The sequence below is a fragment of the Streptococcus sp. SK140 genome, from assembly GCF_000259525.1.
Lineage (GTDB): Bacteria > Bacillota > Bacilli > Lactobacillales > Streptococcaceae > Streptococcus.
Window position 1 is genome coordinate 12,349 of the sequence record NZ_AJML01000021.1, and the last position, 15,838, is coordinate 28,186.

At 39.8% G+C, this 15,838-nt stretch carries 20 protein-coding genes; 5 read left to right on the forward strand and 15 right to left on the reverse strand.

Annotated elements, in window-relative coordinates; translation table 11 throughout:
* Positions 1–336: 336 nt before the first annotated feature.
* From rpsR to HMPREF1116_RS05140, 14 genes are all read right to left on the reverse strand, one after another.
* Positions 337–576, reverse strand: coding sequence for a 30S ribosomal protein S18 (gene rpsR, locus HMPREF1116_RS05075; protein ID WP_000068664.1), 240 nt, complete (start codon positions 574–576; stop codon positions 337–339).
* 32 nt (positions 577–608) lie between these two features.
* Complete coding sequence (gene ssbA / locus HMPREF1116_RS05080) at positions 609–1,079, reverse strand: single-stranded DNA-binding protein SsbA (protein WP_000609604.1); 471 nt, start codon at positions 1,077–1,079, stop codon at positions 609–611.
* Positions 1,080–1,090: 11 nt separating this feature from the next.
* Positions 1,091–1,381 (reverse strand): 30S ribosomal protein S6, encoded by a 291-nt coding sequence (gene rpsF / locus HMPREF1116_RS05085; RefSeq protein WP_001151786.1) that lies wholly within the window; start codon positions 1,379–1,381, stop codon positions 1,091–1,093.
* Positions 1,382–1,509: 128 nt separating this feature from the next.
* On the reverse strand, positions 1,510–2,166 hold the full coding sequence (locus HMPREF1116_RS05090) for a CBS domain-containing protein (protein WP_000268637.1): 657 nt from the start codon (positions 2,164–2,166) through the stop codon (positions 1,510–1,512).
* A 354-nt stretch (positions 2,167–2,520) separates the two neighbouring features.
* Positions 2,521–3,231: an ABC transporter ATP-binding protein gene (locus HMPREF1116_RS05095; RefSeq protein ID WP_000062222.1), complete on the reverse strand. Its 711-nt coding sequence runs from the start codon at positions 3,229–3,231 to the stop codon at positions 2,521–2,523.
* The gene (locus HMPREF1116_RS05100; protein WP_001185990.1) at positions 3,231–3,995 is read right to left on the reverse strand and encodes an ABC transporter ATP-binding protein; all 765 of its coding nucleotides are present in this window, start codon (positions 3,993–3,995) and stop codon (positions 3,231–3,233) included. Before HMPREF1116_RS05100 ends, HMPREF1116_RS05095 begins: the two co-directional genes overlap by 1 nt.
* Positions 3,995–4,951: a branched-chain amino acid ABC transporter permease gene (locus tag HMPREF1116_RS05105; RefSeq protein ID WP_000662278.1), complete on the reverse strand. Its 957-nt coding sequence runs from the start codon at positions 4,949–4,951 to the stop codon at positions 3,995–3,997. Before HMPREF1116_RS05105 ends, HMPREF1116_RS05100 begins: the two co-directional genes overlap by 1 nt.
* A gap of 3 nt (positions 4,952–4,954) precedes the next feature.
* Positions 4,955–5,824 carry a branched-chain amino acid ABC transporter permease gene (locus tag HMPREF1116_RS05110; RefSeq protein ID WP_000941435.1) on the reverse strand — a complete coding sequence of 290 codons (870 nt, stop codon included), beginning with the start codon at positions 5,822–5,824 and terminating at the stop codon, positions 4,955–4,957.
* A 113-nt stretch (positions 5,825–5,937) separates the two neighbouring features.
* The gene (locus HMPREF1116_RS05115; RefSeq protein ID WP_000726157.1) at positions 5,938–7,098 is read right to left on the reverse strand and encodes an ABC transporter substrate-binding protein; all 1,161 of its coding nucleotides are present in this window, start codon (positions 7,096–7,098) and stop codon (positions 5,938–5,940) included.
* An 88-nt stretch (positions 7,099–7,186) separates the two neighbouring features.
* Entirely contained in the window at positions 7,187–7,456 is a 270-nt protein-coding gene (locus tag HMPREF1116_RS05120) for a YlbG family protein (RefSeq protein ID WP_000486587.1), read from the reverse strand.
* 75 nt (positions 7,457–7,531) lie between these two features.
* Positions 7,532–8,122 (reverse strand): ATP-dependent Clp protease proteolytic subunit ClpP, encoded by a 591-nt coding sequence (clpP, locus tag HMPREF1116_RS05125; protein ID WP_000613459.1) that lies wholly within the window; start codon positions 8,120–8,122, stop codon positions 7,532–7,534.
* A 172-nt stretch (positions 8,123–8,294) separates the two neighbouring features.
* Positions 8,295–8,924 (reverse strand): uracil phosphoribosyltransferase, encoded by a 630-nt coding sequence (gene upp / locus HMPREF1116_RS05130; RefSeq protein ID WP_000517029.1) that lies wholly within the window; start codon positions 8,922–8,924, stop codon positions 8,295–8,297.
* An 87-nt stretch (positions 8,925–9,011) separates the two neighbouring features.
* A complete protein-coding gene (locus HMPREF1116_RS05135) occupies positions 9,012–9,479 on the reverse strand; it encodes a deoxycytidylate deaminase (protein WP_000136981.1) in 468 nt (155 codons plus the stop codon).
* Positions 9,480–9,497: 18 nt separating this feature from the next.
* A complete protein-coding gene (locus tag HMPREF1116_RS05140) occupies positions 9,498–10,055 on the reverse strand; it encodes a TetR/AcrR family transcriptional regulator (protein ID WP_000840874.1) in 558 nt (185 codons plus the stop codon).
* Positions 10,056–10,179: 124 nt separating this feature from the next.
* On the opposite strand from HMPREF1116_RS05140, the gene HMPREF1116_RS05145 reads away from it, so the two are divergent.
* Genes HMPREF1116_RS05145 through HMPREF1116_RS05160 form a run of 4 tightly spaced genes read left to right on the forward strand, consistent with a single transcriptional unit; the run spans position 10,180 to position 13,286 of the window.
* Positions 10,180–11,025, forward strand: a complete 846-nt coding sequence (locus HMPREF1116_RS05145) for a DegV family protein (RefSeq protein ID WP_000219942.1) — start codon at positions 10,180–10,182, stop codon at positions 11,023–11,025.
* Between the two features lie 56 nt (positions 11,026–11,081).
* Entirely contained in the window at positions 11,082–12,248 is a 1,167-nt protein-coding gene (locus HMPREF1116_RS05150; protein ID WP_007554923.1) for an NAD(P)/FAD-dependent oxidoreductase, read from the forward strand.
* Positions 12,249–12,298: 50 nt separating this feature from the next.
* Positions 12,299–12,820 carry a DUF1697 domain-containing protein gene (locus tag HMPREF1116_RS05155; RefSeq protein WP_000400057.1) on the forward strand — a complete coding sequence of 174 codons (522 nt, stop codon included), beginning with the start codon at positions 12,299–12,301 and terminating at the stop codon, positions 12,818–12,820.
* A gap of 10 nt (positions 12,821–12,830) precedes the next feature.
* On the forward strand, positions 12,831–13,286 hold the full coding sequence (locus HMPREF1116_RS05160; RefSeq protein ID WP_001081772.1) for an 8-oxo-dGTP diphosphatase: 456 nt from the start codon (positions 12,831–12,833) through the stop codon (positions 13,284–13,286).
* Positions 13,287–13,511: 225 nt separating this feature from the next.
* Here HMPREF1116_RS05160 and HMPREF1116_RS05165 read toward each other — a convergent pair whose 3' ends face one another.
* Positions 13,512–14,252 (reverse strand): MerR family transcriptional regulator, encoded by a 741-nt coding sequence (locus HMPREF1116_RS05165; protein ID WP_000274759.1) that lies wholly within the window; start codon positions 14,250–14,252, stop codon positions 13,512–13,514.
* 228 nt (positions 14,253–14,480) lie between these two features.
* Here HMPREF1116_RS05165 and HMPREF1116_RS05170 point away from each other — a divergent pair, with 228 nt between their 5' ends.
* The gene (locus tag HMPREF1116_RS05170; RefSeq protein WP_007554921.1) at positions 14,481–15,821 is read left to right on the forward strand and encodes a sodium-dependent transporter; all 1,341 of its coding nucleotides are present in this window, start codon (positions 14,481–14,483) and stop codon (positions 15,819–15,821) included.
* The last annotated feature ends 17 nt before the right edge of the window (positions 15,822–15,838 follow it).

Consider the following 15,838-nt stretch of genomic DNA (forward strand, 5'->3'; position numbering starts at 1 on the left):
CTTTACTCTTTCTATTACCATTATAGCACGCCAAGGTCAGAAAAAAACTATCTCGTGAGAAAAGACCCACCCGGGTTTTAATTCGCTTTCCTATTTTCAAGCTCATGAAAAAGAGGGCCACCCGGACCTCAACTCGCTTTCACATTTCTATGCTCGTGAAAAAAGACCCAAACGGGTTTTAATTCGCTTTCTTGTTTTCATGCTCATGAAAAAGAGGTCCACCGGACCTCAACTCGCTTTCACATTTCTATGCTCGTGAAAAAAAGACCCGTCGGGGTCTTAATTCGCTTTCTTGTTTTCATGCTCATGAAAAAGAGGTCCACCCGGACCCCTTTTTTAATCTTCGTTTACGAAAGGCATCAAAGCCATTACGCGAGCGCGTTTGATAGCTGTTGTTACTTTACGTTGGTTTTTAGCTGAAGTTCCTGTTACACGACGAGGAAGGATTTTCCCACGTTCTGAAACGAAACGGCTAAGAAGCTCAGTATCTTTGTAATCAACATATTCAATTTTGTTTGCTGCGATGTAATCAACTTTTTTACGGCGTTTGAATCCGCCACGACGTTGTTGAGCCATGTTTTTTTCTCCTTTATAGTATTAATTGTCCATTAGAATGGTAAATCATCATCTGAAATATCCAAAGGATTCGTTGTTCCGAATGGATTTTCATCACGTGAAAAGTCAGGTACTGATTGAGTAGGTGCTGAATAGTTTGAACTTGGTGCAGAATAAGCTCCACCAGTATGTCCTTCACGCACACTACGGCTTTCCAACATTTGGAAATTCTCAGCCACGACTTCCGTCACGTAGACACGTTGTCCTTGCTGGTTATCGTAACTACGAGTCTGAATACGACCTGTCACCCCGATAAGCGAGCCTTTTTTAGCCCAATTAGCAAGATTCTCAGCCTGTTGGCGCCACATAACGACATTGATAAAATCAGCCTCACGTTCGCCATTTTGACTCTTAAATGTACGGTTTACTGCAAGAGTAAAAGTCGCAACTGCTACATTTGATGGGGTATAACGCAACTCAGCGTCACGAGTCATACGCCCTACAAGTACAACATTGTTAATCATAATCTACCTTCTTACGCGTCAGTTTTGACGATCATGTGACGAAGAATGTCAGCGTTGATTTTTGAAAGACGGTCAAACTCTTTAAGAGCTGCATCATCATTTGCTTCAACGTTAACGATGTGGTAAAGTCCTTCGCGGAAATCTTGGATTTCGTATGCAAGACGACGTTTTTCCCATGTTTTTGATTCAACAACAGTTGCACCGTTGTCAGTCAAGATAGAGTCAAAACGTGCTACCAAAGCGTTTTTCGCTTCTTCTTCAATGTTTGGACGAATGATATAAAGAATTTCGTATTTAGCCATTGATATGTTCCTCCTTTTGGTCTAATGACCCCAAGACTTTGCAAGGGGTAAGTGAGGTTTGCTCACAATAAATTATTATACTAGAAAAAAATTTTTTTAGCAAGTAAAAACTGCTTCTATTTTATTTTTTACAGTTTTTTTGCTAAAGTTTGTGTAATTTCTTCAACCTGAATATTCTCAGATTCAAATTTCTGTTTAAAGGTAGCTAGATCAACCGTTCCCTCAATTTGAACTTCGATAACAATCTTACCATCTTTACGTGGAATATTAACAGTATGAGAAATATTTAGATTTTCCTCAACGATTAAAGAAACAATCTTACCAAGTACCCCAACTTCATTTTCTGTGATAAAACGAACACGGATTCCCTCTTCGCCATAACCTGAAATTTCAAGAAATGCTCTGAATACATCACGGTCAGTAATGACGCCATAGACTTGTCCATTATCAATAACTGGCAAGATTCCAATCTTATTTTTTAGCATAAGGTAGGTTGCATCTTCCAAACTTGCATAACCTGAGACAGTTACAACATCACGAATCATGACGTCTTTTACTTTTGTTTTATTGAGCAAGTAATTCATCTCGAAGATTGAAAGACTCGTTGCTTTTGACGGACTGGCTTCAGCAATTGTTCCTTCTGTTACTAGACCAACTAATTTATCATTTTCAATAACAGGAAGACGATGCAAACCTTGTTCGCGCATCAAGTCTGCTGCATGTGCTACAGTCGTATCTGGGCTAATATATACGACCTTTCGTGTCATAAAATCTTTAACTGCCATAGGAACTCTCCTTTATGTTTATAGCTTTATTATACACTTTTTACGAAAATCAATCAAACGCTTTCATTTCTTTTTCAAGATTCTGAAAACTCTGAAATACTATAAAAAGAGCCCTAGATTAGAGCCCTCAATCTTATGATTATGTAATTTGTTTGGTAATCTTTCCCGCGAACTAAAACAATCCACTGGTTCTGATGATTGCCAAGCAATCTCTATCCGCCGACTAAAAAGGTCCCCCGGACTAATGTGGATTGCTGGCGCAATCCTTATTCGCAACCTAAACTAGTCTCCCAGACTATGCGAAGATTACTACGTAATCCTTATCCGCCGACTAAAAATGTCCCCCGGACCTTTTTAGCCACCTAGATATGCTTTTCTGACTTCGTCTGATGCTGCGAGTTCTTTACCTGTTCCTGAAAGAACGATTTTACCTGTTTCAAGAACGTAGCCTCGATCTGCGATGGCAAGTGCCTTATTGGCATTTTGCTCGATCAAAAGAACGGTCGTACCTTGTTTTTGAATATCTTGGATGATATCAAAAATTTCTTGGATGAAAATTGGTGCAAGTCCCATTGATGGTTCATCTAAGAGAAGAAGTTTAGGCGTTGACATAAGCGCACGTCCCATAGCAAGCATCTGTTGCTCACCACCTGATAGGGTAGCTGCATCCTGGTTTTTACGTTCTTCCAGACGAGGGAAACGTGAAAAGACTTTTTTCAGATTTGCTTGGTTCTCTTCACGATTTTTCTTAAGAAAAGCTCCCATCTCCAAGTTTTCCAAAACTGTCAAACCAGGGAAGACGTGACGTCCTTCTGGTACTTGAGAAAGTCCTGATGCCACAATTTTTTGTGCAGGCATCTTTTGGATTTCTTGTCCCAAAAATTCAATTTTACCAGAACTTGGACGAACAAGTCCTGACAAGGTACGAAGGATGGTTGTTTTACCAGCCCCGTTGGCACCGATAAGGGAAACAACTTCTCCTTCGTTTACTTCAAAGCTCACATCACGTACAGCTTGAATCATACCGTAGTGTACTGAGAGGTTTTCAACTTTTAACATAGACATTAGGCTTCACCTCCTAGATAAGCTTCGATAACACGTTTATTACTCTTGATTTCATCTGGTGTTCCGTGAGCAATCAAACGACCGTACTCAAGAACATAGATACGCTCAGTAACTTCCATAACCAAGTTCATATCATGTTCAATCAGCATGATAGTGATCTTGAATTCATCCTTGATGCGACGAATCAACTCAGTCAATTCTGCAGTTTCTTGTGGATTCATACCCGCTGCAGGCTCATCCAAGAAAAGGATTTTAGGTTCTGTAGCAAGAGCACGAACAATTTCCAAACGACGTTGTTGACCATAGGCTAAATTTTTAGCTAGAGTTTCAGCATCTCCATCCAAATCAAAGATTTTTAGTAATTCTAAGGCTTTAGCTTTCAATTCTTTTTCATTCTTATAAAAAGCTGGTAAGCGCAAGAAACTCGCAAAAACATGTTGTTTATGATGGTTGCTAAATGCAATCAGAACGTTATCCAAAACTGTCAAGTCCTTAAAAAGGCGGATATTTTGGAAGGTACGCCCTAAACCAAGAGATGCGATTTTATAGGGTTGCTTGCCATTTAACAAGTGACCATCCAAGGTTACTGTCCCTTCGCTTGGTTCATAAACACCTGTCAACAAGTTGAAGAGGGTTGTTTTTCCAGCACCATTCGGTCCAATCAAACCAACAAGTTCACCTTCGTTCAATTCGAGAGTGACGTCCCCAACGGCTGTCAGACCACCAAAATGTTTGGTTAAATTTTTTACTTCAAGTAATGCCATTAGTTTTGTCCCTCCTTCTTACCTTTTTTAAAGAGACGTGATAGGCTCAATTCCCATGTCCCAAGAAGACCACCTGGTCTGAAGATCATAACGAGTACCAAGGCCAAAGCATAGATAATCATACGAACGCTAGCCACGTCTTGAAGGAGCATGTTCAAGATTCCAAGCACGATCGCCGCAACAATTGCCCCTGTAATGGAACCTAAACCACCGAATACAACGATAATCAAAACATTGATAGAGTTGATAAACGTATAATCTTTTGGTACGACTGATCCAATAAATCCTGACTGGAGAGTACCTGCGATACTTGCAGTAACAGCACCAAAAACAAAAGCAATGATTTTAATTTTTGTAGTATTGACCCCTACTGACTCAGCAGCAATCTCATCCTCACGAACTGATAAGGTTAAACGTCCGATAGGACTACGAAGGAAATTAAGAGTGGCAATCGTTGTAATCACAGCAAAGAAATATACCATTTGCCAAGTTGTAAAGTTAGGAATCCCCAAAATACCAGCAGCACCGTTTGTAAGGCTTCCACCATTAATAATGAAGATACGAATAATTTCAGCAACACCAAGTGTCGCAACTGCAAGGTAGTCACCCTTCAAACGTAGGGTTGGAATTCCAACGACCAAGGCAACCAAACCAGCAATGATAGCACCGAGCAACATAGCTCCAAAGAATGCACCATAGGTTGGAGATTTTGATCCGATAATGGCTGCTGCATAAGCACCAATAGCCATAAATCCAGCATGTCCAAGTGAAAACTGACCAGAGAACCCAACGATTAGGTTAAGACCTACTGCTAGAATAATATTGATACCGATTTGTTCAATAATCTGAATATGGAAAAGGTTCAAGACTCCTACTGAAACCAATAGGCTAATTAAACCATATCCAAGCAACAAAAGGAATAACCATAGAATATTAACTTTTAAATTTTCTTTCATTGTTTACACCTTCTCTTTCACATTCTTACCGAGGATACCAGCTGGGCGAACAATCAAGATTAAGAGCAAGATTCCATACACGATGGCATCACGGAAATCTGACATTCCGAATGCGGTAGCAAATGTCTCCAAAAGACCAATAACAAAGCCACCCAGAGCTGCACCAGGGATAATTCCGATACCACCAAGAACGGCAGCCACAAATGATTTAATACCTGGAGTCATTCCCATCAATGGTTCAAGAGAGTTATAGTAAAGTGCAATCAAGACACCCGCTGCACCAGCTAGAGCTGAACCCAATGCAAAGGTGAAACTGATTGTACGGTTCACGTTAATCCCCATCAGCTGAGCAGCATCACTATCTACAGAAACGGCACGCATGGCTTTCCCCATCTTGGTTTTTTGTACGATGAGTTGTAGAAGAACCATCAAAACAAGTGAGACAGTCAAAATCAACAATTGAATATTTGTTAGACTGATTGGTCCCAAGTCATAACGAACTGTTTGGATTGCTTGAGGGAAGGCACGTGTGTTGGCGCCTACCAGATAGACCATCCCATACTCCAGTAAGAAGGAAACCCCGATGGCTGTAATCAATACAGAGATACGAGTTGAATGACGTAATGGACGATAAGCTAGGAACTCAATGATAACACCGAGAATTGCCGTTCCAATCATCGATAAGATCAAGGCAACAAAGAAATTTAATTGCAAGGAATTAATCAAGAAATAACCCATGAAAGCACCCATCATATAAATATCACCGTGGGCAAAGTTAATGAGCTTGATAATTCCATAAACCATAGTATAACCTAGGGCTAGCAGCGCATAGACACTCCCCAAGATTAGACCATTGACAAGTTGTTGAAGCATATGGTTCACTCTTTCTAAGTTTTTTTTTAGGATTTTTATAAAAAAATAATCCTTTCATAAACACCGAAACAGGGAGTGAGTAAAAGCTCATTCCCCATTTCCTGTATCTATAATTATGGTTTTACGACTTCTGCCGCTTCTACTTTACCATTATTCATGGTCATCATGAAGGCTGTTTTCACAGTGTTGTGATCTGCATCAAAGCTTGTTTGACCTGTAACACCTTCAAAGTTTTGTGTTTTAGCAAGATTGTTCTTGATATCAACTGAAGTTTTTGCACCTTTTGCTGCATTAGCTACAAGGTAAACTGAGTCATAAGCAAGAGCTGCAAATGTTGAAGGATCTTCGTTGTATTTTGCACGGTAAGCTTCAAGGAAGGCTTTTGCTTTATCTGAAACATCAACAGTAGTTGAAAATCCTGAGATGAAGTAAATGTTTGTTGCTCTTTCAGCAGTTGCTTGTTGAACAAATTCCGCACCGTTGAATCCATCACCACCGATGATTGGTTTATCAATTCCCATTCCACGAGCTTGGTTTACAATCTTACCAGCTTCTGTATAGTAACCTGGCAATACGATTGCATCAAAGTCTTTATCTTTGATTTTTGTCAAAGCTGCTTGGAAGTCAGTGTCACCTGATACAAACGTTTCATCTGCTACGATTTCGCCTGAGAATGAATCACGGAATGATTTTGCAATTCCTTTAGCATAGTCGCTTGAGTTATCAGTATACAAGACAACTTTCTTAGCGTTCAACTTGTTTGTAACATAGTTAGAAATGATTTTCCCTTGGAAGCTATCTTGGAATGTTCCGATGAAAAGGAAATCTTGACCTTTTGTCAAACCATCTTGAGTAGCACTTGGAGAAATCAATGGAACCCCAGCTTGTGTAGCATTTGCTACTGCTGCTGCAGTTGCACCTGAAGTTGCAGGTCCTACGATTGCTGCTACTTTAGATTGAGTAACAAGGTTTGTTGAAACTGAAGCAGCTTCAGCAGTTTCAGATTTGTTATCTTTGTCTACTACTTCGATCTGTTTTCCATCGATACCACCTGCTGCGTTGATTTCATCAACTGCAAGTTGAGCACCCTTTTGCTCAGATGTACCGTAAGATGCTACAGCACCAGTTTCTTCAAAGTTGAAACCAATTTTAACGACTTTCTCATCCACTGGGTTACCAGTTGAATTTGAAGCTCCTGTCTTCACTTCTCCACAAGCTGCTAAAACAGCTACACTTGCAAGAGCTACAAGTGATAAGGCAAATTTTTTCTTCATGTTTATCTCCTTTTAATTTCTTAATTTAAATTACATGTTAAGAATATACCGAATTATCTGAAAATTGTCAACACATTTATCTTAATTTTTACATGATAACGTTTTCGCTATTTCTATAGAGACTACCAACAAAGGGAGTTTCCAATTCTTGGATATGACATCGTCGCACTTTTTTGATAAATCTCTCTTTTCCTAAACGGCTAACCAGTTCTTCCACTTCTTCTGTTGGGACATACAGTTGCAGATAACGGTGTTTTTTAGAGTGGTAACAAATATCACCATAATGATCGAGTTTTTTTGCATCACGATTATAGTATAGGTAGATAATCAGACCAGACCGATTCTCTTTTTGAAACATATTACAACTTCCTTCTAACAATCTTCTTACTATTATATCAAAAAAAGCAAACTCAGTCGAGTTTGCTTCAAAAGATTAATTCAAAGAATTATTAGCCATGATTTCATCAATGAAACCATATTCAAGTGTTTCTTGAGCGCTCATCCAGTAATCACGTTCAGCATCTGCATGGATTTGCTCAACTGATTTACCAGAATTATCTGCAAGAATTTGCTCCAAAGTCTTACGAGTTTTAAGCAAGTGTTCAGCAGCAATCGCCATATCTGTTTGCTGTGTACCACCACCTGTACCACCCATCGGTTGGTGAATCATGTATTCTGCATTCGGAAGCATGAAACGTTTGCCCTTTGCTCCACTTGAGGCAATGATTGTACCCATTGAGGCTGCCATTCCCATAACGATAGTTTGGACATCTGCCTTGATAAAGTTCATAGTATCAACGATTGCCAAACCAGCTGATACAGAACCACCTGGAGTGTTCACATAAAGGTAAATATCTTTTGTACTATCTTGGGCATCCAAGAAAAGCAATTGGGCGATGACTGAGTTTGCCATATTGTCTTCGACTGGTCCAGTCAACATGATGATACGATCTTTTAAAAGACGTGAGTAAATGTCATATGAACGTTCTCCACGACTTGTTTGTTCAATAACTACAGGAATCATTCAATTCTCCTTCTGATTTCTAAATTTCTTAGTCAATCGACTCAATACAAATCTATTATATCTTTTTGGTCAAAAAAGGTCAAATTTTTGCTCTATCCTAAAAACAGACACAAAAATTCAACCTCCTTTCGAGACTAAAACCAATGAACAGTTTTAGTTTATGCTTAGAATTTTACTTAGTTCCGAACAAACGGTCTCCAGCGTCACCAAGACCTGGAACGATATAGCCATGTTCGTTCAAGCGTTCATCCAAAGCTGCTGTAAAGATTTCTACATCTGGGTGAGCTTCTTGAAGAGCTTTTACACCTTCTGGAGCAGATACAAGGCAGACAAATTTGATGTTTGATGCTCCACGTTTTTTGAGGGAATCAACAGCCAAGATTGCAGAACCACCTGTTGCAAGCATAGGGTCAACCACAAAAATTTGACGTTGGTCGATATCTTCAGGTAATTTTACCAAGTATTCTACTGGTTGAAGGGTTTCTTCGTCACGGTACATACCAATATGTCCAACTTTGGCTGCTGGAACCAAGCTCAATAGCCCATCGACCATCCCGATACCTGCACGCAAGATTGGAACAATTGCCAATTTTTTACCAGCCAATTGTTTTTGAACTGTTTTTGTGATAGGTGTTTCGATTTCAACATCTTCAAGCGGAAGATCACGAAGTACTTCATATCCCATCAACATAGCAATTTCATCTACTAATTCACGAAAAGCTTTTGTAGAAGTGTCTGTACGACGCAAGATTGACAATTTGTGTTGAATGAGTGGATGATTAATGACTTCAAGTTTTCCCATTTTCTGAATTCCTTCTTTCAATTTATTCTTCTTATTATATCAAAAAATGGTCTAAAAATCCTTCTAAACCATCTTTTTTTTAAATTTTTAAATCAAGTTAGCTTCTTGAAGAGCTGCTTGTACTGTCTCAAGTGGTAAATGGGTCAACTCGGTCCCTTTTTCACGATAGAGATACTGGGCGTAGTCGTCCATACGGTACTGGTTAATATAAACGACACGTTCACAACCTACCTGAAGTAATTGCTTGGTACAATTAAGACAAGGAAAATGAGTAACGTAAGCTGTAAATCCTTTTGGAACGCCACGTTCGGCTCCTTGTAAAATAGCATTAACCTCAGCATGAAGAGTGCGGACACAGTGGCCCTCAATCACCAAACAGTCATGGTCAATACAATGCTCCGTTCCTGATACAGAGCCATTATAGCCTGTTGAAATAACCTTATTATCCTTGACTAAAACAGCTCCTACCTTGGCGCGTTTACAGGTTGAACGATTGGCAATCAATAGGGCTTGAGCAGCAAAATACTCATCCCAAGCCAGTCTTTTTTCTGTCATAACTTCTCTCCTCCTGATCTATTTTTTGAAAAATGGTAGGCGTAAATCTGCGATTTTTTCAGCAGGAACCTTCATTCCATCCTTGATCCATTTTAGCAAAACGGATACGATGGCAGAACTCCAAAAAGAATGCAGGTAAGAGCTGACTCCTTTTGATTTTCCATAGTATTTTTCTAAAAACTCTTGCATGGCTTGCACAAAGATTTTTTCCAAGTGGTAGTCCAAGGCAAGCTGAATAACCTTGGCTTCTTTTCTGGCTTCACGAAAGAGATGAACCCAAACCAGATAGAGATCCGTTTTGACATCATAATGACTCAGCTGCTCCATGATATTATGGACACTGCGTTTAAAGACGCTTTCTAAAATCTCTTCTTTGGAGTCATAGTTTCGATAAAAGGCTGCACGAGAAACACCAGCACGTTTGACTAATTCGGAAATGCTAATCTTTGTCAACTCCTTTTTCTCCAAAAGTTGCAAAAGAGCTGTTTCGATAGCTTCTCTGGTCAGTAAATTGGATTCTTTGTTTGATTTTCTGAGATTTTCAAGTGAATTTTCAGAAATTCTTCGTTCGGCCATAACACTTCCTTTCTACTTGTGACAACAGAGTGACGAGACTTTTGTTTTAAGATTTTTCATGATATAATTGTAAAAAAAGACAGAACCTTTGTCAATGTATAAGTGATAAAGATGGAGAATTTCTATGACTTGGAAGATTGTAGCTGACTCTGGTTGTGATTATCGTCAACTGGCAAATCCAGCAATTGATACTGAATTCATCAGTGTTCCTTTAACCATTCAAGTGGCTGATCAAGTCTTTATTGACGATGCTAGTCTTGATATTGACAAAATGATGGAAACCATGTATGCAACTTCTGAAGCTTCAAAATCAGCTTGTCCTAGCCCTGATGATTACTTGCGAGCATTCGAAGGTGCAAACCATATTTTTGTAGTGACCATTACCGGAACTCTTTCTGGTAGTCAAAACAGCGCTCAATTAGCTAAGAATCTCTATCTCGAAGAACATCCTGATACTCAGATTCATGTCATTGATAGTTTGTCTGCTGGTGGGGAAGTTGATCTAATCGTTGAGAAAATCAATGATTTGATTGACCAAGGACTTTCTTTTGAAGAAGTGGTTAATGCTATTACTGCTTACCAAGAAAAAACTAAGTTATTGTTCGTTCTCGCTAAGGTTGATAACCTTGTTAAGAATGGTCGCTTGAGTAAGCTGATCGGTACAGTTGTTGGGCTCCTTAATATTCGTATGGTCGGGGAAGCAAGTGAAACTGGAACCTTGGAACTCCTCCAAAAGGCTCGTGGTGCTAAGAAGTCCCTTCAAGCTGCTTATGAAGAGTTAATCAAGGCTGGCTACGCTGGTGGGCGTATCGTCATGGCTCACCGTAGTAATGATAAATTCTGCCAACAACTCTCAGAACTCTTGCGTGAAAAATTCCCACAAGCTGAAATCAAGATTATCCCAACCTCTGGGCTCTGCAGTTTTTATGCAGAAGAAGGTGGACTCCTCATGGGATATGAAATTGACTAATAAATCAAACAGGAGATGACTTATCATCTCTTGTTTTTTTATGGTACAATACTTTTATGAAACATTTTGACACTATTGTAATCGGGGGAGGACCTGCTGGTATGATGGCTACGATTTCCAGTAGCTTTTATGGACAGAAAACCCTTCTCATCGAAAAAAATCGAAAACTTGGAAAAAAATTAGCTGGTACTGGTGGTGGTCGCTGTAACGTTACCAATAATGGAACTCTAGATGACCTATTAGCTGGCATCCCTGGGAATGGCCGCTTTCTATACAGTGTCTTCTCCCAGTTTGATAACCATGATATTATCAACTTTTTTACTGAAAATGGCGTAAAACTCAAGGTCGAAGACCATGGCCGCGTCTTTCCAGCCAGTGACAAATCTCGAACCATTATCGAAGCTTTGGAAAAGAAAATCATGGAGCTAGGTGGGCAAGTTGCCACTCAAACAGAGATTGTTTCGGTTAAAAAGATTGACGACCAGTTTGTCCTTAAGTCAGCAGACCAAACCTTCACTTGTGATAAACTCATCGTCACAACTGGTGGAAAATCCTATCCTTCTACTGGCTCTACTGGTTTTGGTCATGAAATCGCCCGACATTTCAAACACACCATTACCGAGCTTGAGGCTGCTGAAAGTCCATTGTTGACTGATTTCCCGCATAAGGCCTTGCAGGGAATTTCCCTAGACGATGTGACCCTAAGCTATGGCAAGCATGTCATCACTCATGACCTACTCTTTACCCACTTTGGTTTGTCAGGTCCTGCTGCGCTACGCATGTCTAGCTTTGTCAAGGGTGGGGAAATTCTCTCTCTAGATGTCTTGCCACAACTTTCAGAAGGTGACTTAGTTGACTTTTTAGAAGAGAACCGTGAAAAGTCCTTGAAAAATGCCTTAAAAACTTTACTCCCTGAACGCTTGGCAGAATTTTTTGTCCAAGGATATCCTGAAAAAGTCAAACAACTAACAGAAAAGGAACGCGACCAACTTGTCCAGTCCATCAAGGCTCTTAAAATCCCTGTAACTGGCAAAATGTCATTGGCTAAATCCTTTGTAACTAAAGGTGGCGTTAGTCTCAAGGAAATCAATCCTAAAACGCTGGAAAGTAAGCTAGTACCTGGACTCCACTTTGCTGGCGAAGTACTAGATATCAATGCCCATACGGGGGGATTTAACATCACTTCTGCCCTCTGTACCGGCTGGGTGGCAGGCTCAAACTAGAACTATAAATGATATAGTATCTAAAGATATTGGATAAGAAAGGAGCTATTTTGGAACATATTATTTTACTGAGAGGTGTTACACCGAATGGACAAAATGCTATCCCTAAAATGTCTTATCTGGTAGATATCTTAACAGAGGCTGGTTTTCAACACGTTCGAACTTATATTCAAAGTGGAAATATTATTCTTGAAAGCGACTTAGCCATAGAAGAAATACGAGAACAAGTCCATACTCTAATAAAAGAAAAAATCGGAGCCGACTTGAAAATGGTCATTAAAAATAAGAGTGATTTTACAAAAATTGTCCAAGAAAATCCGTTTGGAGAACACTATCTTTATGACCGTATACATATAATTCTTTTCCAGAATGCTATCCAAAGTCTACCATTAGAAAAATTGAATATTGACTATGGGGAAGAAGAAATTTGTATCGGCAACCATTGTCTTTACCTCTATCTCCCTAGAACTGCAAAACGAAAAAAGCTTAATACCAACTATCTCGAAAAGCTGTTCGGCGTTGATCTGACCATGCGAAAGTTAAACGTGGTAGAAAAATTACTAACAAAATAGGAAAAATAAGATGAACAGAAGAGAATCAGTCGAATTTGTCAACATGTGCTTGATTAAAAATGGGGACAAGGTCCTAGTTCAAGACCGAGTTAGTCCTGACTGGCCTGGCATTACCTTTCCTGGTGGCCATGTTGAACGTGGCGAATCCTTTGTCGATGCTGTCATTCGTGAAGTGAAAGAAGAAACTGGTCTGACCATTTCTAAACCCCAACTCTGTGGGATCAAAGACTGGTATGATGATGCAGATTATCGCTATGTTGTCCTCTTTTACAAAACTGAACACTTTACTGGTGAGCTCCAATCTTCAGACGAAGGAAAAGTCTGGTGGGAGGATTTTGAAAATCTATCTCATCTTAAACTAGCTACTGAGGATATGTCTGATATGCTTCGTGTTTTTTTGGAAGAAGACCTCAGTGAGTTCTTTTACTATAAGGATGGGGAAGATTGGTCTTACCAACTCAAATAACAGTAAATCGGCAGAGGTCTCTCCGCCGATTTTTAGCTTGTCTAATCTTCAAGCTAGGTCTGTGTCCTCCTACTAATACTCAATGAAAATCAAAGAGCAAACTAGAAAGCTAGCCGCAGGCTTTACTTGAGTATGGCAAGGTGAAGCTGACGTAGTTTGAAGAGATTTTCAAAGAGTATAAATTTCTGTTACTGGCTTTGTCAGTCCTAGCTTGGTCTTTGATTTTTATCGAGTTTGTGTGCTTACATAGTGGGCAATAACATCTGATGTGTACTGAGCTGTCCCTGGGCCAAATTTGTCAATATTTTCCTTAAACTCTGGATTATAGACATAGCCTTTTCCGATATGACCGAAGACTTCCATAGAGCAGTCAAATCCATAGGTACGAATGGCTTGCAAGAGCTTGACTGCTTCCTCTTGGTTTTCAGATGCTGTTATCGGCAGACCAGATTTTAGATTTTGAGCCAAGGTTTGAAAGATTTGATTAAAGGTTGTTGTAGCTTCATCCTCTCGTCCTTTTTGACGCTCGAGAGCCTGGTCCATGACTTCTTGGCCATATTTCTCTACTGCCTCTTGGTGGTATTTTTGATTGTCTTGATAGCTAAATCCAGTGAATTTTTCCTCAATGGTCATTTTTCTCTCTCCTTTTTGTTCTTGAATGGTTTTTTGTAAGGTTGAAATTAAGGTATCCAGATGTTGTCTTTCTCGAGTCAGGTAATCCAACTGTCTCGTCAAATGTGGTAACAAGTCCGTCTTTTCTTCCTTCAATAGCTCTGCTATTTTTTCTAAAGAAAAGCCTAGATACTTGTAATAAAGGATAACCTGAAGTCGTTCTAAATCCTCTTGGCTGTAGATTCGATAACCATTTTCTGACTTTAATGGGACCAAAAGTCCTATCTTATCATAATGGTAAAGTGTTTTGATAGAAACGCCTGAAAGCTGCGCAGCTTCTTTGATATGGTACATGATTTCCTCCTCACATAATTAGTATATACCCTCCCCTTTGGGGAGAGTCAAGTATTTTTTAAGAATTATGAAAACGTAAAATTGATTTTCTTGACAGACTTCAAAAATCATGATAGGATAATCAAGTCTATCAATCAAATAAAAAGCTCATAAAGAGTCATTGAGAGAAGGCTATTTGACAACTCAAGTAGCCTTTTCTTATTTTAAAAAATAGATCGGAGTTTTACTATGTCTGAAAAATCGCAATGGGGCTCGAAACTGGGCTTCATCCTTGCGTCTGCTGGTTCTGCTATTGGTCTTGGGGCCGTTTGGAAATTCCCTTATATGACCGCTGCCAATGGTGGAGGAGGATTTTTACTGGTCTTTCTCATCTCAACGATTTTAATTGGTTTCCCGCTTTTGCTGGCGGAGTTTGCCCTTGGTCGGAGCGCTGGCGTGTCAGCAATCAAAACCTTTGGAAAATTGGGCGATAACAAGAACTACAATTTTATCGGTTGGATCGGTGCCTTTGCCCTTTTCATCCTCCTATCCTTTTACAGTGTTATTGGTGGATGGGTTTTAGTCTATCTAGGTATCGCTATTGCTAAAGCCTTCCAAGTTGGGATTAGCAGTGATTATGCCCAGCTCTTCACAGATATTATTTCAAATCCATGGATTGCTCTCGGTTCCCAAGCCCTCTTCATCTTCCTCAACATCTTTATCGTATCTAAGGGAGTTCAAAAAGGGATTGAAAGAGCATCGAAAGTTATGATGCCCCTGCTCTTTATCATCTTTGTCATTATCATTGGGCGCTCTCTCAGCTTGCCTAAGGCCATGGAAGGTGTGGTTTACTTCCTCAAACCTGACTTTTCAAAACTGACAAGCGCCGGACTCCTCTATGCTCTGGGACAATCTTTCTTTGCACTATCGCTCGGTGTTACTGCCATGTTGACCTATGCTTCTTACTTGGATAAGACAACCAATCTGGTCCAATCAGGTATGTCCATCGTTGCCATGAACATCTCTGTATCCATCATGGCAGGATTAGCTATTTTCCCAGCTATGTCAGCCTTTAACATCCAGTCTGAAGGTGGTCCAAGTCTCCTCTTTATTGTCTTGCCTCAACTCTTTGACAAGATGCCTTTTGGAAGTATTTTCTACATCCTTTTCCTATTGCTTTTCCTCTTTGCGACAGTCACTTCTTCTGTCGTAATGCTGGAAATCAATGTAGGCAACATCACCAACCAAGACAATCGTAGACGTACTAAGTGGAGTATGATTTTAGGTGTTTTAACTTTTGTATTTGGTATCCCTTCAACCCTATCCTACGGAGTCATGGCAGACGTTCAAATCTTTGGAAAGACCTTCTTTGATGCCATGGACTTCTTGGTTTCTAATCTCCTCATGCCTTTTGGTGCCCTCTGCTTGTCTCTCTTTACAGGATATATTTTCAAAAAAGCATTGGCTATGGAGGAACTCCATCTTGATGAAACACCGTGGAAACAAGGACTTTTCCAAGTCTGGCTCTTCCTTCTTCGTTTTATCATCCCAATCATTATCATCGTGGTCTTTATCGCCCAATTTATGTAACTATAAAAAAGGACTTG